Origin of the sequence: Terrirubrum flagellatum, assembly GCF_022059845.1 — a bacterium.
GTDB lineage: Bacteria > Pseudomonadota > Alphaproteobacteria > Rhizobiales > Beijerinckiaceae > Terrirubrum > Terrirubrum flagellatum.
In genome coordinates, this window is record NZ_CP091851.1 from 1,410,100 (window position 1) to 1,427,914 (window position 17,815).

At 64.4% G+C, this 17,815-nt stretch carries 16 protein-coding genes; 8 read left to right on the forward strand and 8 right to left on the reverse strand.

Annotated features, from left to right (window positions below; translation table 11 throughout):
- The first annotated feature begins 85 nt into the window (after positions 1-85).
- On the forward strand, positions 86-979 hold the full coding sequence (locus tag L8F45_RS06880) for a 2-dehydro-3-deoxygalactonokinase (protein WP_342362137.1): 894 nt from the start codon (positions 86-88) through the stop codon (positions 977-979).
- A 132-nt stretch (positions 980-1,111) separates the two neighbouring features.
- Here the strand turns inward: L8F45_RS06880 and L8F45_RS06885 are convergent, their stop codons facing one another.
- From L8F45_RS06885 to L8F45_RS06895, 3 genes are all read right to left on the reverse strand, one after another.
- Complete coding sequence (locus L8F45_RS06885) at positions 1,112-1,864, reverse strand: SDR family NAD(P)-dependent oxidoreductase (RefSeq protein ID WP_342362138.1); 753 nt, start codon at positions 1,862-1,864, stop codon at positions 1,112-1,114.
- Positions 1,865-1,888: 24 nt separating this feature from the next.
- Positions 1,889-3,406, reverse strand: coding sequence for a glycerol-3-phosphate dehydrogenase (glpD, locus tag L8F45_RS06890; protein ID WP_342362139.1), 1,518 nt, complete (start codon positions 3,404-3,406; stop codon positions 1,889-1,891).
- Positions 3,407-3,489: 83 nt separating this feature from the next.
- Entirely contained in the window at positions 3,490-4,719 is a 1,230-nt protein-coding gene (locus L8F45_RS06895; protein WP_342362140.1) for a DUF2865 domain-containing protein, read from the reverse strand.
- A 213-nt stretch (positions 4,720-4,932) separates the two neighbouring features.
- On the opposite strand from L8F45_RS06895, the gene L8F45_RS06900 reads away from it, so the two are divergent.
- Positions 4,933-5,505 carry a hypothetical protein gene (locus L8F45_RS06900; RefSeq protein ID WP_342362141.1) on the forward strand — a complete coding sequence of 191 codons (573 nt, stop codon included), beginning with the start codon at positions 4,933-4,935 and terminating at the stop codon, positions 5,503-5,505.
- A gap of 25 nt (positions 5,506-5,530) precedes the next feature.
- Here L8F45_RS06900 and L8F45_RS06905 read toward each other — a convergent pair whose 3' ends face one another.
- Together L8F45_RS06905 and L8F45_RS06910 are read right to left on the reverse strand one after the other, a co-directional pair.
- Positions 5,531-8,704, reverse strand: a complete 3,174-nt coding sequence (locus L8F45_RS06905; RefSeq protein ID WP_342362142.1) for an efflux RND transporter permease subunit — start codon at positions 8,702-8,704, stop codon at positions 5,531-5,533.
- Positions 8,705-8,743: 39 nt separating this feature from the next.
- On the reverse strand, positions 8,744-9,931 hold the full coding sequence (locus L8F45_RS06910; protein ID WP_342362143.1) for an efflux RND transporter periplasmic adaptor subunit: 1,188 nt from the start codon (positions 9,929-9,931) through the stop codon (positions 8,744-8,746).
- Positions 9,932-10,364: 433 nt separating this feature from the next.
- On the opposite strand from L8F45_RS06910, the gene ugpB reads away from it, so the two are divergent.
- The 6 genes from ugpB (at position 10,365) to L8F45_RS06940 (ending at position 15,880) form a co-directional block, all read left to right on the forward strand.
- Positions 10,365-11,681 (forward strand): sn-glycerol-3-phosphate ABC transporter substrate-binding protein UgpB, encoded by a 1,317-nt coding sequence (gene ugpB, locus L8F45_RS06915; protein ID WP_342362144.1) that lies wholly within the window; start codon positions 10,365-10,367, stop codon positions 11,679-11,681.
- 131 nt (positions 11,682-11,812) lie between these two features.
- On the forward strand, positions 11,813-12,694 hold the full coding sequence (gene ugpA, locus L8F45_RS06920) for a sn-glycerol-3-phosphate ABC transporter permease UgpA (RefSeq protein ID WP_342362145.1): 882 nt from the start codon (positions 11,813-11,815) through the stop codon (positions 12,692-12,694).
- Entirely contained in the window at positions 12,694-13,542 is an 849-nt protein-coding gene (gene ugpE, locus L8F45_RS06925; protein WP_342362146.1) for a sn-glycerol-3-phosphate ABC transporter permease UgpE, read from the forward strand. Before ugpA ends, ugpE begins: the two co-directional genes overlap by 1 nt.
- Positions 13,543-13,813: 271 nt before the next feature.
- A complete protein-coding gene (gene ugpC, locus L8F45_RS06930; protein WP_342362147.1) occupies positions 13,814-14,893 on the forward strand; it encodes a sn-glycerol-3-phosphate ABC transporter ATP-binding protein UgpC in 1,080 nt (359 codons plus the stop codon).
- 3 nt (positions 14,894-14,896) lie between these two features.
- A complete protein-coding gene (locus L8F45_RS06935) occupies positions 14,897-15,307 on the forward strand; it encodes a hypothetical protein (protein ID WP_342362148.1) in 411 nt (136 codons plus the stop codon).
- 105 nt (positions 15,308-15,412) lie between these two features.
- Positions 15,413-15,880 (forward strand): nuclear transport factor 2 family protein, encoded by a 468-nt coding sequence (locus L8F45_RS06940; RefSeq protein WP_342362149.1) that lies wholly within the window; start codon positions 15,413-15,415, stop codon positions 15,878-15,880.
- Here the strand turns inward: L8F45_RS06940 and folK are convergent.
- The 3 genes from folK to folP are packed head-to-tail and all read right to left on the reverse strand — an operon-like array spanning position 15,877 to position 17,578.
- On the reverse strand, positions 15,877-16,350 hold the full coding sequence (folK, locus tag L8F45_RS06945) for a 2-amino-4-hydroxy-6-hydroxymethyldihydropteridine diphosphokinase (RefSeq protein WP_342362150.1): 474 nt from the start codon (positions 16,348-16,350) through the stop codon (positions 15,877-15,879). The genes L8F45_RS06940 and folK overlap by 4 nt on opposite strands.
- Positions 16,350-16,721, reverse strand: coding sequence for a dihydroneopterin aldolase (gene folB, locus L8F45_RS06950; RefSeq protein WP_342362151.1), 372 nt, complete (start codon positions 16,719-16,721; stop codon positions 16,350-16,352). Before folB ends, folK begins: the two co-directional genes overlap by 1 nt.
- Positions 16,718-17,578 (reverse strand): dihydropteroate synthase, encoded by an 861-nt coding sequence (folP, locus tag L8F45_RS06955; RefSeq protein ID WP_425329991.1) that lies wholly within the window; start codon positions 17,576-17,578, stop codon positions 16,718-16,720. The genes folB and folP overlap by 4 nt, the downstream gene beginning before the upstream one ends.
- Positions 17,579-17,815 lie beyond the last annotated feature (237 nt).

Below are 17,815 nucleotides of genomic sequence, written 5' to 3' on the forward strand. Positions count from 1 at the left end.
GATTCTCCTCCGCCGATCCTGCTCTTGATGCGGCGGACCGGATCGACATAAGTCAGCCTCCGTATGCGATCAGGACGGCAAGTCAATGAGCCAGCACCCGCCAATCATCGTGGATTGGGGCACCTCGAATTTCCGCGCCTATCGCTTCGGCGCTGAAGGCCTCGCGGAGGAGCGCCGCGCCGAGATCGGCATCCTGAAGGTGGGGGGCGGGCGCTTCGAGGAGGCGCTTCGCGGAGCGATCGGCGACTGGCTTCATGCGGGCGCTGAAATCTTTCTCTCCGGCATGATCACGAGTCGCAATGGATGGGTCGAGACGCCTTACGCATTCGCGCCAGCGACGCTTGCCGATCTCGCAGCCAACGTCGTCGAGCGCACGCTAGGCGATGGCGTGCGGCTGAAATTCCTGCCGGGCGTGGCGCAGAAGCCGCCGCTGCCTGACGTGATGCGTGGCGAGGAGATTCAGGCGTTCGGCGCCATCGACGATGATGCGGACGCGCTTGTCGTGTTGCCGGGCACGCACAGCAAATGGGCGCGCATGGAGAAGGGGAGGCTGACGGGCTTTCGCACCATGATGACCGGCGAAGTCTACGCCGTCATAAAGGAGCATTCGATCCTTGGCCGCTTGATCGAGCCTGCGTCGCAAATGCAGGAAGAAGCGTTCGCGCGCGGCGTGAAGCTCGCGCTGGCGGACGCGCCAGGCGGATTGCTCAACCAGCTCTTCACCGCGCGCAGCGCTGTTCTGCTTGGCGATCTCAAGGCCGACGAGATCGCCGATTATCTCTCCGGGATCATCATCGGAAATGAGGTGCGCGAAGGGTTGCGGCTCGCGCCTGATGCGCGCGAGGTCACGCTGATCGGCGACGAGAAACTCGTCGCGCGCTATCGCGCGGCGCTCACGATTGCGAAGGTCGGCGCCGTCATTGGCGATGCGCGCGCGACAATTGCGGGATTCCAGAAGCTGGCGCGGCTGCGATCGTAGTTACGCGGCGGTTTTCCGCTTCGTCATGCCAGGGCGTGGCCCGGGCATCCACGTCTTTTCATTGCTGCATGGAAGTCGTGGATGGCCGGGCCACGCCCGGCCATGACAACCTTCAAAAATTCGTTCTAAATATTACGACAGCAACTGCCCGCCATCGACGGTGATCGTCTGGCCGGTGATCCAGCTCGCAAGCGGAGACGCCAGGAAGAGCGCGACATTGGCGATTTCCTCCGGCGTTCCCAGCCGGCCGAACGGAATCGATTTGAGCACGCGGTCGTAATAGGCGGGATCGCTGTTTTTGCGCCGCTCCCAGCTCCCGCCGGGAAATTCGATCGAGCCCGGCGCGATGCAGTTCACCCGCACGCGCTGGGCCGCGAACATCGCGGCCTGCGATGTCGTATACTGGATGGCGGCGGCCTTCACTGCGGCGTAGGCGGGGCCACGAACAGAGGGGCGATAGCCCGAGATCGAGGAGATATTGATGACCGACGAACCGTCGCCTTTAACGAGGAACGGCTGCGCTGCGCGCGTCGCGCGCACGATCGCCATCACATCGACGTTCAACCCCGCGCTCCAGCCTTCCTCGGTGTCGGCATAGCCGAAGCCGCTGGCGTTGTTCACGAGCACGTCGATCCCGCCGAGCTTTTCCGCCGCGGCTGGAATATAAGAAACGATCGCCGCCGCGTCGGCGAGATCGCAGGGCGAGGCGTGATGGACGCCGCCATGGGCCGCGATTTCCTTCTCCGTTGCGCGCAGAGTTTCTTCGCCGCGCGCGCAGATCGAGACAGAGGCGCCAGCCGTTGCAAAACCAAGCGCGATCGAGCGGCCGATGCCGCGGCTGCCGCCGCAAACGACGACGCGCTTGCCCCTGAAATCGAAAGTCATGATGCCTCTCCGGCTTCCGGGAAATCAGCGCGCCGTTGTGGCGCGTTCGGAAACGATCCAGTCGGCGAGCGCTGCGCGTTGTGTGGTGTCGAGATGCAGGCCGAGCTTCGAGCGGCGCCAGAGCATGTCGTCGGCGTCGCGCGCCCATTCGCTTCGCATGAGATAGCGCGCTTCCGCCTCGGTGAAGCCGGCGCCGAAATCGCGGCCGAGATCGGCGGCGCTCTTCGCGTCCTTCAGGAAATCGCGCGCCTTCAGGCCATAGCTGCGCGCATAACGCGCAGCCTGTCGCACGGAGAGGAAGGGGAAATCGCGGCGCAATTCGTCGGCGAGCGCAACGCGGCCCTCCATCGGAAATTCGCCGCCGGGCAGAGGCTCGCGGCCCGTCCAGCCCTCTTTTTCCTCAGAGGACGCCGGCAGCCAGCGCTGCAATTTCTCCAGCGCTTCCTCGGACAGCCGGCGATAGGTCGTGATCTTGCCGCCGAAGATCGAGAGCAGCGGCGCGCCATTATCGTCGAGCTCGAAGACATAGTCGCGCGTCGCGGCCTTCGCTTCGCTCGCGCCATCGTCATAGAGCGGACGCACGCCGGAATAGGTCCAGACGACGTCGGACGGCGCGATCGGCTTGACGAAATATTCGCTCGCGGCGGCGCAGAGATAGGAAATCTCCTCGTCGGTTGCGCGCACATTAGCGGGATCGCCGTCATAGTCGCGATCGGTGGTGCCGATCAGCGTGAATTCATCCTCGTAGGGAATGGCGAAGATGATGCGGCCGTCCGCATTCTGGAAGATGTAGGCGCGGTCATGATCGAAGATGCGGCGCGTGACGATGTGCGAGCCCTGCACCAGCCTGACCTTGGCGCGCGAATTGGCGCGCAGCGTTCCCGTGAGCACGTCCGCCACCCATGGGCCGGCGGCGTTCACCAGCGTTTTGCCGCGCACTTCGCTGCGCGCGCCCGTGTCGAGATTTTCGATCGTCAGCGTCCAGCCTTCGGCGTCGCGCACTGCCGAGACGGCCTTTGTGCGCGTGCGGATGTCGGCGCCCTTGTTGGCGGCGTCGCGCGCGTTGAGCACGACGAGGCGCGCGTCATCGACGCGGCAGTCGGAATATTCAAAGCCGCGACGATAGAGATCGGGCTTCAGCGGCTTGCCGGCGGCGTCGGTCGTCAGATCGAGCGTGCGCGTCGGCGGCAGCTTCTTGCGGCCGCCGAGATGGTCGTAGAGGAACAGGCCGAGCCGCAGAAGCCAGGCGGGCCGCAAGCCTTTGTGATGCGGCAGCACGAAGCGCAGTGGCGCGACGAGATGCGGCGCGATCTTCCAGATCACCTCGCGCTCGATCAGCGCTTCGCGCACCAGTCGGAATTCGTAATATTCGAGATAGCGCAGGCCGCCATGGATCAGCTTGGTCGACCATGACGAGGTGCCGCTCGCGAGATCATGCATCTCGCAGAGAAACACGGAGAGGCCGCGCCCCGCCGCGTCGCGGGCGATGCCGCAGCCATTCACGCCGCCGCCGATGATCAGGACGTCGTGAACTTCGGGCATTGAACGGATCTCTAGAGCAGCGTCGGGTCAACGCGGCGCAAGTAAAGGCGGGCGGCGGCCGTGACAAGCCGCCTGTGGCTATCCTACCGGATGATGAAGCCCGGCGCGGCGCCGCGTTCGACCACGCGGATTGCAGAGCTTGGACCGGGAACCGCGACGATGACGTTCGCGGGTCTTGGCGAGGACGGGCTGGAAACTGTGACGATCATATTCGCAGGACGCGGCGCCGGCGGGCCGCCATCGACGCGCCTGACAAGCTCGGAGACCTGCTGCGGCCGCACGATCTCGACCGCTGCGACAGGCGTGATCTCGCGCGCTTTGGCGACATTATAGGGCTTGAGCAGATTGGCGGCGTAGGTGACGCCGACGCGGGAATCGATCTCGCGCTTCTGCGCCGCATTGAGCCGGCCGGAGACGCGGAAATCGCTGAAGTCGCTCGGACGATAGGGCCAGGAGGTCGCGCCATTGAACACAACCGCGCGCTCGCCGGTGACTACGGTGTCGCCGGGCCGCAGCGTGGTGTCGCGCATGATCGAGATGTGGGTCTGCTGCGCCGTCTGGTGGCAGGTGCAGCTCGCCGAGCGCGACTTCTGGTAGGCGAAGGCGGCCGGCAGCGAGGTATAGCGGCGGAGATCGCGCGACACGGCGTTCTCGATCGCGCCGCCGGCCTCGATGGTGAAGAGCTTTGCGGGCGCGCCGGGGCAGGAGGCCTGGCAGAGCGATTCCTGCGCCGCGAGATCGGACGAGGGGCTGCCCATCGGGAAGAAGTAGCCGTCGCAGGTGCGCACGCAGACCGCGCGGCGCGATTGCGCGGCGGCGACGCGATCGGGCGCGCGGGTCGTCGCATGCCGCCGAATGGAGGGCGGCCGCTTCGGCTGCGCATGCGTTTGCTCCGGCCGCGGCGGAGCGCCGGTCTCGTCCATCGCCCGGAACAGCTCGCGGCTTTTCGGCGCATATCCCGTCAGGATCGGCTGCGGCAGCGGCGGACGCTGGCGCAGCTTAGGCTCCGGCGCGAAGCTGCGCACGATCGGCTGGAAATAGTAGCTCACGCCGCGGGGCGCCGAGGCATAGCCGGCGTTGCGGGGATAGGCGAAAGCCTGCGCGCGCGTGGCGGCGCGTGATGCGCCATCGCGCATGATCAGGCCGCGAATGCCGGCGTCGTCATTGGCGAAAACTGCGAGGGGCGCCGCGACGAGCGTTCCAACCACGCCAAGCGTCACGCCGAACGTCGCCAGCGCGACGGCGCGCAACGGCGTGATCGAAACCGGGGACGGGCTGAACGAGCGGAAACGCTCTCCCGAGGAGACACGCATAAATCACCACCTGATGAAGCCCGCGCATCGAGAGGTAGTTTACGGTCTGTTAACTGTCAAACTTGACGGGCTGTTAACCTTATTGACGCGCCTGAGTCGTCCACTGCGAGCGAAAGCGAAGGCCATTCATGGCCTTGCCATTTCGATATATCCCGCTGACTATAGCGATGCGCCGGCCTGAAACGGGCGCGCGGCAAATCAGGGAGCGCGCGAATGGTAAAGACGGGAAGCCGGGCGCTCGCGTTCGCGTTGGGATGCGTTCTCGCGGGCGCCGCGACGGCCGCAGCGCTCGCCGACACGTCTGCGGGGCTGATCCAGTTGGACGTCCGCGTGGAGGCGGCTCGATCAATCAGGCTCGTCGCCGATGCGGCCAATGGCGGGCTTGAATTGCAGCGCGCCGGCCGGCCGGTCGTCGATTTCACCGCGGAGCGCATCGCCGCGCTGCCGCGACAGACCATCAAGCTGACGCAGAAGACGGGCAGGGGCGACGAGACCGCGGAATGGAGCGGGCCGCTCTTATGGGACGCGCTCGTCGCCGCCGGAGTGATCGAGGCGGACAAGCATGCCGAGCATGTGCGCATGGTGCTGCGGGCTCGCGGCCGCGATGGCTATGTCGTGACCCTGTCATTGTCGGAGCTTTCGCCGGAGCTCGAGGGCAAGAGCGTGATCATCGCGACGCAGCGCGATGGGGCTGCGCTTGCTGACCGCTCGCTGCGACTGGTCGTGCCGGGCGACAGGCGGGCGGGACGGGCCGTCCGCGATCTCGTCAACATCACAGTGGAATGACGGGCGGCGCGGCCGCCCGAGCGCATTATTCCGCGGGAACCGCCGGCGGCGCGCCGTGGCCGGCCGGCGCCGGATGCGCGCCATGCCCGTGATGGGCGCCGTGCGCGCCATGGGCCGCGTCGGCGTGCTCGTCGCGGCTCTTCTCCTTCATGCGGCTGTCGATCTTGTCGAGGTAGTAATAGACGACAGGCGTGATGAAGAGCGTCAGGAGCTGCGACAGGATCAGGCCGCCGCAGACAGCAATGCCAAGGGGCTGGCGCAGTTCGGCGCCCGCGCCATGGCCGATCGCGATCGGCAGCACGCCGAAGATCGCGGCGAAAGACGTCATCATGATCGGGCGGAACCGCACCAGAGCCGCCTCGCGAATGGCGGTCAGCGCATCGTCGCCATGTCGCCTGCGCTCGATCGCGAAGTCCACCATCATGATGGCGTTCTTCTTCACGATGCCGATCAGCATGAGGATGCCGATCATCGCCACCACCGACAGGTCCATGTTGTAGAGCTGCAGCGAGAGCAACGCGCCGATGCCGGCTGACGGCAGGCCGGACAGGATCGTGATCGGGTGGATGAAGCTCTCATAGAGCACGCCGAGCACGATGTAGATCACGAACACCGCGGCCGTCGCGAGCAGGAGCTGGCCGGCGACCGCCTGTTCGAAGATCTGCGCCGTGCCGGAGAAGGTGCCGATGATCGAGGGGGGCATGCCGATCTCGCGCTCCGCCTGACGGATCGCGGCGGTGGCGATGCCAAGCGCAGTGCCTTCTTTCAGGTTGAAGGAGATGGTCACCGCCGGCTGCTGCGCCACGCGCGCCACGGCGAGCGGACCCACCGTGCGCCGCACGCTGGCGACGGCGTCGAGCGGGACGTTCTGGCCCGTCGATGATTTGACATAGATCTGGGAGAGCGCCGTCGCGTCGGACTGGAAGTCGCGCGTCGCCTCCATCAGCACGGAATAATCGGTCGCCGGCGTATAGATCGTCGAGATCTCGCGCGAACCGAACGCGTTATAGAGCGTCTGCTTGATCGCATCCTGGCTCACGCCAAGCGTCGCGGCGCGCTCGCGATCGATATCGACGGCGGCCTGCGGGTTGGTGAGCTGCAGGTCGAGCGAGGCGTCGCGCAATTCGTCCAGCGTGCGCAGCTTCGCCAGCATGGTCGGCGCGAAATCGAACAGCGCCTTCAGGTCGGGGCTCGTCAGCGTGTACTGGTAATTCCCGCGCGACTGGCGTCCGGCGTTGAGGTTGATGTTCTGGACGGGGCGCGCGACGAAGGTGATGCCTGCCACCTTCGCGGTTTCGCGACGCAGACGCGACAGAATCACTTCGACGCGATCACGCGTATCCTTCGGTTTCAACGCGACGAACAGGAAGCCCTGGTTGATCGCGCCGCCGAAGCCGATGTTCGAGCTGAAATAGTCGACGGCGGGATCGGCGCCGACGATCGCGGCGATCTGCTTCTGCCGTTCGACCATCGCCTCGAAGGAGGTGTCGGGCGCGGATTCGGTGAAGGCGGTGAGAAGGCCCGTATCTTCCTGGGGGAAGAAGCCGCGCGGAACCGTCTGATAGAGATGCACGCTGTACCAGCCGGTGACGAAGGTCAGCAGCAGGAAGACGAGCCGGAATTTCAGGACGAAGTCGAGCGCCACGCGATAGAGCCACAGCATCGCCTGGAACCAGCCTTCGAGGATGCGCTCCAGCAGGCCGACCTTGCGGTGATGATCCTCCTCCTTGAGGAAGCGCGCGCAGAGCATCGGCGTCAGCGTCAACGACACGAAGCCCGAGACGAGAATGGTGACAGAGATCGTCACCGCGAATTCGCGGAAGACGCGGCCGACGACGCCGCCCATGAAGAAGACGGGGATGAACACCGCGATCAGCGACAGCGTGATCGAAATGATGGTGAAGCCGATCTCGCGCGAGCCGACGAGCGCCGCCGTGAATGGCTTCATGCCCTCTTCGATGTGGCGCACGATGTTTTCGAGCATCACGATGGCGTCGTCGACGACGAAGCCGACCGCGAGCGTCAGCGCCAGCAGCGAGATGTTGTCGAGCGAATAGCCGAAGAGCTGCATGAAGCCGAACGTGCCGACGATCGACACCGGCAGCGCCAGCGTCGGAATGACGGTCGCCGACAGGCGCTTCAGGAAGACGAAGATCACCATGATCACGAGCGCGACCGACAGCAGCAGCGTGAACTGCACGTCCTCGACCGACTCGCGGATGGAGATGGAGCGATCATTGTTGACGATCAGCGAGACCGAAGGCGGCAACTGCGCCTGGAATGCGGGCAGGGTGGCCTTGATGCGATCCACCGTCTCGACGGTGTTGGCGTCGGACTGGCGGAAGATCGCGAGCACGATCGCGCGGTCATTGTTGAACCAGCCCGCCGTCTGGTCGTTGTAGACCGAGTCCTTCGGCGTCGCGATGTCTTCAAGCTTCACCGGCACGCCGTTCTTGGTGGCGACGATGAGGTTGTTGTAATTCTCGGCGCGGCGGAGCTGTCCGGTCGCCTCGATGGTGACGCGCTGGTTTTCGCCGCGCAGCGTGCCGACCGGAGCATTGGAATTCGCCGCATTGATCGCGTTGCGCACGTCGTTGAGCGCGAGTCCGCGCGCCGAGGCCGCCTTCGGGTCGACATAGATGCGCACCGCATATTTCTGCTGGCCGAAAATATTGACCTGCGCGACGCCTGGAAGCTGCGTGATCTGCTGCGCGAGGATGTTCTCGGCGTATTCATTGACCTCGCTGAGCGGCATCGTCTCCGACTTCAGCGCAAGGAAGAGGATCGGCGTGTCGCCGGGATTGACCTTCCTAAAGCTCGGCGGCGCCGGCAATTCGGCGGGCAGGCGGCGCAAAGTCGCGCTGATCTGCGACTGGACGTCGAGCGAGGCGCCGTCGATCTCGCGATCAAGATTGAACTGCAGCGTGATCTGCGTGTTGGCCTGCGTCGAGACCGAGGTCAGCGAGTCGAGGCCGGAGATGGTGGCGAAGGCGCGTTCCAGCGGAGCTGCAACCGAGGCCGCCATGGTCTCCGGGCTGGCGCCTGGCATCTGCACGGAGACGTTGATGGTGGGATAGTCGACGCGCGGCAGCGCGGCGACGGGGAGCTTCTTGTAGGCGAAGAGGCCGAAGATCACGAACGACAGCATCAGCAGCGTCGTCATCACGGGGCGGCGGATGCAGAGTTCGGGCAGCGACATTGTCGATCCTGGCGTGTCGGCTTCTGGCGGCGGCTTCGCTTATCCCTGTGACGGCGGCGCCCCGGCGGCGGGCGCGCCCTGCGGCGGTTGCGCGACCGGCCGCGCAGCGGGCGGCGCGGTGGTGACGCGAGCGCCGTTGGCGAGCTGCATCTGGCCGTCGGTCACGACGGTCTCGGTGCCATCGAGTCCGCTCGAAATGACCGTGCTTTGATCGACCATGCGATCGATCACGACGGGCTTCATGCGGGCCACGCCATTGTCCACGACATAGACGAAATTGCCCTGCTGTCCGTTCATCACGGCCTCGCGCGGCACAGTGATCGAATTGGGGATCGTGCGCAGGTCGATGCGGATGTTCGCAAGACTGCCGGGCCAGAGCAATTCGTCGGCGTTTTCAAACACCGCGCGCGCGATGATCGTGCCCGTCGTGGCGTCGACCGAATTGTCGAGCAGCGCGATCTTGCCTTCGGCTGACTTCGTGATGCCCTGCGGGATCGCGGCGACCTTGGCCGTGCCCGCGGCGACCGCTTCACGCAGATCAGGCAGCAGGCGCTGCGGCACCGGGAAGGCGACATAGATCGGCGAGATCTGGTTGATCATCGCGAGCACCTGGCCGCTTTCGCTCTGCTTCGTCAGGCTGCCGACCTTCAGCGTCGCGACGCCGATGCGACCGGTGATCGGGGCCGCGATGTCGAAGAAGGTGCGCTGAACCTTGAGGCTCTCGAGCGCCGCCTCGTCGGCCTTGATCTGGGCGCGGGCGGTGGCGACGTTGGCGCGCGCCGTATCGAGCAGGGCCTGCGAGGTCGATTCGGCCTTCGCGAGCTGCTCCTTGCGCTTCATATCCTGTTCGTTGAGGTCGAGCGTCGCCTTGGAACGCAGCAGATTGCCTTCGGCCTGTTTGATCTGCGCGTCGACGGTGCGCGCGTCGAGGCGGAACAGCACGTCGCCAGCCTGCACCGCTGCGCCGTCGGCGAATTCCACCGCCATGATTTGACTGTCGACGCGGCTGCGGATGTTGACGGTGGCCATCGCCTGCACCGTTCCGATCGTCTCAAAACGAACCGGCATCGTCTTGCGCTCGGCCTTGCCGACCTTGATCATGACCGGCGGACGCTGGACCGGCCCGGTGGCCGCCGCGGCGGGGGCGGGCCCCGCAGCCACTTTCGTCCCACTATCCGGGAGCTTCACCCCGAGCTTGCCGGCCGTGGCGAGCGTAGCGGCGCGCAACGTCTGATCAAAACCATACGGCAATGCGGGCAAAGAGCCTTGAACAGAGGCAAAACCGGCCCCCGCCAACGCGCCAAGCGCCAGCACGCAAATTCCCCCGAAGCGCGCCACCGACATCCAGTTCCCCTAACTTCCCCTCGAACCGACGCCCTTGTTCCTTATACCACGTAATACGGGCGGAATGTCGGCGTCGGCGCTGCGCTTTCCGCAGTGCCCCGCGTGGTCCTAATGCAAGCGGCGGACCAACGCAAAGGGCGATCGGGCGGCTTCCTGAATGGTCCATGAACAATTGCGTGAACGGCGCGCCGGCGCCTCTTTCCCCCGGCCCTCGACGATAGTATGCCGGCTTAAGACCTTGGGCTTGTCACGTATCCTTCATGGGGCGTACGCACAGAGAAGCCGGCACAAGAGGTCCAGGCAAAGGGAGCGAAAAATGAGCTTGAGGGTGGGATTGGCCGGCGTGGCGTTGTCCGCGCTGATGGCGACCGGCGCGCTGGCGCAGACCGAAATCCAGTGGTGGCACGCGATGACCGGCGCGAACAACGACGTCGTCGTCAAACTCGCCGAGGACTTCAACGCCTCCCAGAAGGACTACAAGGTCGTTCCGACCTACAAGGGCTCCTATCCCGACACCATGAACGCGGGCATCGCCGCGTTCCGGGCGGGCAATGCGCCGCATATCATGCAGGTGTTCGAGGTCGGAACCGGCACCATGATGGCGGCCAAGGGCGCCATCAAGCCGGTCTATCAGCTGATGGCCGACGCTGGCGAACAGTTCGACCCCAAATCCTACCTGCCGGCGGTCACCGGCTATTATTCCACGGTGAAGGGCGAGATGCTTTCGTTCCCCTTCAACTCCTCCTCGACTGTCATGTGGTACAACAAGGACGCCTTCAAGAAGGCCGGCCTTGACGCCGACAAGCCGCCGAAGACCTGGCCCGAGACGTTCGACGCCGCGAAAAAGCTGAAGGCGGCGGGCTATGCGACCTGCGGCTTCGCCACCGCCTGGGTGACCTGGGTCAACATCGAGCAGTTCTCCACCTGGCACAATATTCCGATCGGCACGAAGGCGAACGGCATCGACGGCTTCGACACCGAGCTCAAGATCAACTCGCCGCTGCATGTGAAGCATCTGCAGAATCTCGTCGAGCTGCAGAAGGACAAGACCTACGATTACGCCGGCCGCACCAACACCGGCGAGGGCCGCTTCACCTCGGGCGAATGCCCGATCATGATCACGTCTTCAGGTTTCTATGGAAACGTGAAGGCGAACGCGAAGTTCGACTGGGCCAATGCGCCGATGCCTTACTATCCTGACGCGCCGGGCGCGCCGCAGAATTCGACTCTCGGCGGCGCTTCGCTGTGGGTCATGGGCGGCAAGAGCGCGGCGGAATACAAGGGCGTCGCGAAATTCTTCACCTTCCTCTCCGATGTCGATCGTCAGGCGAAGCTGCACACGGATTCCGGCTATCTTCCGATCACGAAAGCCGCCTACGAGAAGGTGAAGGCGTCGGGCTTCTACAAGACCAATCCCTATCTCGAGACGCCGCTGCTCGAACTCACCAACAAGGAGCCGACCGACAATTCGAAAGGTCTGCGCTTCGGCAACATGGTGCAGATGCGCGATATCTGGGCCGAGGAGATGGAGGCGGCGCTGAACGGCCAGAAGACCGCGCAGCAGGCGATGGACTCCGCGGTGCAGCGCGGCAATGCGATGCTGCGGCAGTTCGAGCGCACCGTCTCGCGCTGAGGCGCGAGGAACAGGCGGCCGTATCGGCGGCAAGCAGATGTAAAGCCGGCGCTTGTGCGCCGGCTTTTTCTCCAACATGATTGGTTCTGCGGCGATGTCAGCGCCGCCCTTCATCGCGTGACGAGCGAGCAATGGAAAAACGCGCGATCTTCGGCGGCCAGACGTTGCCCTATCTGCTGCTTGCGCCGCAGCTCATCGTCACCGTTCTCTTCTTCTATTGGCCGGCGTCGCAGGCGGTCTGGCAGTCGTTCCTGATTCAGGATGCGTTCGGAACCTCGACGGAATTCGTCTGGTTCGAAAACTATCAATCGCTGTTCGCCAACCGCGAATATTACAATGCGATGGGAACGACGGCGCTGTTCTCGATTCTGGTTGCAGGTTTTTCGCTTTCGATCGCGCTGCTTCTCGCGGTGATGGCTGACCGGCAGATGCGCGGCGCGATGAGTTATCGCACGCTGCTGATCTGGCCCTACGCGGTGGCGCCTGCCGTCGCCGGTGTTCTCTGGCTCTTCATGTTCCAGCCGTCGCTCGGCATGGTGTCGCGCGGCCTGCGCGGAATGGGCGTCGACTGGAATCCGCTGCTGAAAGGCGGGCACGCCATGACGCTGGTGGTGATGGCCGCGGTGTGGAAGCAGATCAGCTACAATTTCCTCTTCTTTCTCGCGGGTCTCGCCGCCATCCCGCGCAGCGTGATCGAGGCCGCGGCGATCGACGGCGCGCGGCCGTGGCGCCGGTTCTGGACGATCATCTTCCCGCTCTTGTCACCGACAACGTTCTTCCTGCTCGTCGTCAACATCACCTACGTCTTCTTCGAGACTTTCGGCATCATCGATGCGGTCACGGGCGGCGGGCCGGCGAAAGCGACGGAGACCATGGTCTACAAGGTGTTCTCGGATGGTCGTCTCGGCGGCGATCTCGGGGGATCGGCGGCCCAGTCCGTCGTCCTGCTGCTGATCGTGATCGCGCTCACCGCGATCCAGTTCCGCTACATCGAACGGAAGGTGACCTACTGATGGTCGAGAACAGCCGCTTCGGGGATATTCTCGCTTATGTCATCCTGACGCTCGGCGTGCTGGTGCTGGCGTTCCCCGTCTATCTCGCTTTCGTCGCCTCGACCTGGGACCCCGCGACCATCGTCAATGGCCAGTTGCCGCTGCGACCCGGCCCTTACTTCCTGCAGAACTATTATCGCGTGCTGTTTGAGGGCACCGGCAGTTCGACGCGCCAGCCGGTCAGCGTGATGATGCTGAACTCGCTCGTCATGGCGCTGATGATCGCCATCGGCAAGATCGCGATCTCGATCCTCTCGGCTTACGCCATCGTCTATTACCGTTTTCCCTTCAGGCAGTCGGCGTTCTGGATCATCTTCGTCACGCTGATGCTGCCGGTCGAGGTGCGCATCTACCCCACGTACAAGGTGGTCGCCGATCTCGGCCTGCTCGACACTTACGCCGGCCTGTCGCTGCCGCTGATCGCTTCGGCGACGGGCACGCTGCTCTTCCGCCAGTTCTTCATGACGATCCCGGACGAATTGCTCGAAGCCTCGAAGATCGACGGCGCGGGGCCTTTCAAATTCTTCGTCGATACGGTGCTGCCGCTCTCGATCACGACGATCGCGGCCTTGTTCGTGATCCAGTTCATCTATGGCTGGAACCAGTATCTCTGGCCGCTGCTGATCACGACGAAGGACAACATGCAGACGATCGTGATCGGCATCAAGAAGATGATCGTGACGCAGGATGCGCTCACCGAATGGCAGCTCGCCATGGCGACCGCGGTGCTGGCGCTTCTGCCGCCTGTCGCAGTCGTGGTGCTGATGCAGCGCCTGTTCGTCAGAGGTCTCGTGGAGACCGAGAAATGAGCGCCTCGCTCCGTCCCCGGAGTCATGTAGCGAGCGCATGCGAGCGCAATGACGTCCGGGGCCCAGCGCAAGGAAACGCGCCGCAGGCGCGGCCTTTTGAAACCGGCGTCATGTGTTCGCTTCGCTCACTATTCTTGCGCTGGGCCCCGGACACGGCTTCGCTCGCTGACGCTCGCTTCGCCGTTCCGGGGACGGCGCCAGCCAATATGCGGCGATCGAGCAAGATGCGCGTCGCCGGCGTCACGAAGCACGAAATCAGTGGGGAATCGACATGGCGGGCGTGACGCTCGAAAACGTCAAGAAGGTCTATCTCGGCGGCGTCGAAGCCGTGAAAGGCGCGTCGCTTGCGATTCCGGATGGCTCCTTCACCGTGCTGCTTGGACCGTCCGGCTGCGGAAAGTCGACGCTGCTGCGCATGATCGCGGGCCTTGAGACGATCACGTCGGGCGCGATCAAGATCGGCGACAGGATCGTCAACGATATCGAGCCCTCCGACCGCGACATCGCGATGGTGTTCCAGAATTACGCGCTCTATCCCCATATGAGCGTGTACGACAACATGGCCTATGGCTTGCGCAATCGCGGCGTGGCGAAGGAAGAGATCGAGCGCCGCGTCGCCGAGGCGTCGCGCATGCTGGCGATCGGCGAGTTCCTCACGCGCAAGCCGCGCGCGCTGTCAGGCGGGCAGCGCCAGCGCGTTGCGATGGGCCGCGCCGTGGTGCGCGAGCCGCAGGCGTTCCTGTTCGACGAGCCGCTCTCCAATCTCGACGCCAAACTGCGCGTGCAGATGCGGCTCGAAATCCGCCGTCTTCATCAGCGCCTCAAGGCGACGTCGATCTTCGTCACCCACGATCAGGTCGAGGCGATGACGCTCGCCGACACGGTCGTCGTCATGAGCCGTGGCGAGATCCAGCAGGTGGGCGCGCCGACGGACGTCTATCGCCGTCCCGCGACCACCTTCGTCGCGAGCTTCATCGGCTCGCCCGCAATGAATCTCATGCCGGGGCGCGTGGCCGGCCGCGGCGTCGTCGAAATTGCAGGCGCGGGAACGCTGCCCTTCAACGCCGACGAGTTCATCGTGCAGGAAGGCGACGAAGTCGAGATCGGCGTGCGGCCGGAGGATTGGGGCCTGTTCGCATCAGGCGATGGCGGGCTGACCTTCAAGCGCGAATTCGTCGAAGAGCTCGGCGCGACGCGGCTGGTTCACGGCCTGGCGGGCGATGCGGCGCTCGTGGTCGCGATCCCGACCGGCGCCACCGATCCCGAGACGGAAGAGGCGCGGCTCGTCGCCAAGGCGTCGTCGGTGCATCTCTTCAGCCGCGCGACGGGCCGCACCCTGCGCGCCGCGTGATTCATGGCGTTCGCGATCAAGGCCGAGATTCGCGACACCGCGGCGAAGACGTTCGCCTTCGCTGCACAGAAGACGATGTATGGCGGGAAGACTATCGCAAAAGGCGATGTCATCTTCCTGTTCGCGAGCGAGAACGAAGGTGGGCAGGGGCTGATTGCGCAGGGCGTGGTCACGTCGGCAGAGGCGGTCGCGCGCAAGCCTGACGTCGAGCGGCAGACGCCGCGCGTGAGCATTGCAATCAAAGTCACAGCGCTGGCGAAGCGGCCGCTGGGGCGGCGTGAACTCAAGCCTTTCAATAGTTGGAACGACGGCCGCCCCGAAACCGAGCTCAATTTCAAATTCTATCGCCAGGCGACGAACAAGATCGTTGGCGTGTCGGATGAGACCGCGGCGTTCCTGCGCGGTCTCTTTTAGCGCTGCGGAGGCATAACAGCGAGTTGATCAATCGTGATTGGCGCCGCCGCCTTGACGCGACCTATGGCTCGGCCTCTCACGACAATCAGATATGGAGCGAAATTCATGAGCGTCGCTACGAAAACGACTTTCACAATCATCGCGGCGACAGCCCTTGCTTTGCTGACAACGGGCGCGCTGGCCGAAACCAGCAAAGAGCAAGCCGAGGCCAATCGTCGGACGGTCCTCGACTTTTACGAAAAAGGCCTCAACCAGAAGAATGCGGACGCCGCGCTCGCATATGTCGGAAACCGGTATGTTCAACATAATCCTGGCGCAGCCGACGGGCCGGACGGATTCCGCAAGTTCGTCGCCTTCCTCCGCGAGAAGTTTCCCAACGCGCATAGCGAGATCAAGCGCTCATTCGTCGATGGAGACTATGTCATCCTTCATGTTCACTCGATGCGCGAACCAGGAACGCCTGGCCGCGCGATCGTGGACATCTTCAAGCTTGAGAACGGAAAAATAGTCGAGCACTGGGATGTCGTTCAACCAATCCCCGAAAGCTCTGCGAACGCCAACACGATGTTCTAATCAAGCCGACGCGCGTCCGACAGATCGAAGGTCGCGGCGACGTCCGACAATCGCCGGCCGTCAATGATCGCGTCCGGCATGATTTCGAGCAGCGGGATCACCACGAACGCGCGCTCCAGCATGTGTTTGTGCGGGATCGTCAGATCTGGTTCGTCGAGCGCGAGATCATCATAGGTGAGGATGTCGATATCGATCGCGCGGGGACCCCAGCGTTCGCCCGATATACGGCCCAATTCGCTTTCGATGCGTTTGCACAAAACGAGCAGCGCGCGCGGATCAAGCGCAGTCTCGACGAGCGCGCAGGCGTTGACGAAAGGCGCCTGCGCGATCGGTCCCCAGGGCTTCGTCTCGTAGTCGCCAGAGCGGGCGATAGTGCGCACGCCTTTCTGTTCGAGCCGGGTCATGGCGAGAGCGATCGTCGCGCGCGCATCGCCGATATTGCCGCCGAAACCAAGAGCTACTCGCGCCATTACGTTGTCGCGCGTCGGCGTTCGATCTCCACCGCGACAGTGTCGATCACCAGCGGGATCGGCGCCGCCGGCTTCTCGATGCGAACGCTGAGGGATTGAATGCGCGGAAAGGCTGCGAGAATGTCCGTTGCGATCGCTTCCGCCAGCCCCTCCAGAGTATGAAATCGGTTCTTCGTCGCAACCTCGTGAGCGTGCTGCGCCAGCTTCCCGTAATCGACCGACAGCCGATATTCGTCCTTCGCGCCGGCTTCGGACAGATCGAGTTCGGCGGTGAGCGAAATGAAGAAGCGCTGGCCAAGCCGCGCCTCTTCCTCGAACACGCCATGATGGGCGAAGACCGCCAGCCGCGAGAGGATGATCTTGTCGCTCATGCGCTCGCCCGCGTCAGCGCGTCGATGACGGCGATCGCCTCGACATGGGGCTTCACGTCATGGACGCGGATGATCGCCGCGCCGGCCTCAACAGCGTAGGCGTTCGCAGCGATCGTCGCCATCAGCCGCCCCGCCGGCGGCGTTCCCTCGGGATAGTAAGGCGCGAGGAAGGATTTGCGCGAGAGGCCGGCGAGAATGGGGAAGCCGAACTCCTTCAGTATGGCGATCTCGCGCAGCGCGTGCAGGCTTTGCTCCCGCGTCTTGCCGAAGCCAATGCCGGGATCTAGCACGATGTTCTCATCGCGCAGGCCGGCGTGTCGCGCGATCATAAGCGAGCGAGCGAAGAAGGCGCGCATGTCTTCGAGGATGTCGATCGCGCCGTCAGCCTTCTCGCGGTTGTGCATGATGATCGTTGGCGCGTCGCGATCGGCGGCGACATAGGCGATCTCCGGTTCGCGCTGGAGCCCCCAGACATCGTTCAGGATCGCCGCGCCGGCCTCGAAGGCGAGGCGCGCGGTCGAGGCGCGATAGGTGTCGATCGAGACGGGAATGGCGCGCGCGGCAGCGACGCGCTTCAGCACGGGCAGCGCGCGCGCCTGCTCTTCCTCGGCGTCGACGGGCGCGGTTCCGGGCCGGGTCGACTCTCCGCCGATGTCGATGATGTCGGCGCCTTCCGCCGCCATTTCGGAAGCGCGCTCAACCGCCGCGTCCTCATCACGATAGACGCCGCCGTCCGAGAAGGAGTTCGGCGTCACATTGAGGATGCCCATGATCAGCGTGCGCCGGCCGAGATCGGCGAGCGCGCGGGGAGGGAGGGCGGCGTGGCCGGGCCTGGAAGGAGCGGGCGCGGGGCTCATCGCGCCGGTCTACAGCCTCGCCGCCGGCCGCGCGAGGCGTCAGGGCTGCGGCTGACGCGCGCGGATGTTTCTGCATGTTTCCCCAGCGGCGCCTCTTGACTCCAGCCGCGAACATAGAAAGAACAAAAGGAGAATTTAAAGCGTATCAGGAGGCTGTCATGTTGCGTATTGCGGTCCGGAATATTGCGGAGCTGGCGTCGCTGGCCCTGTTCGTCGCCATGATTGGCGTGCTGTCCG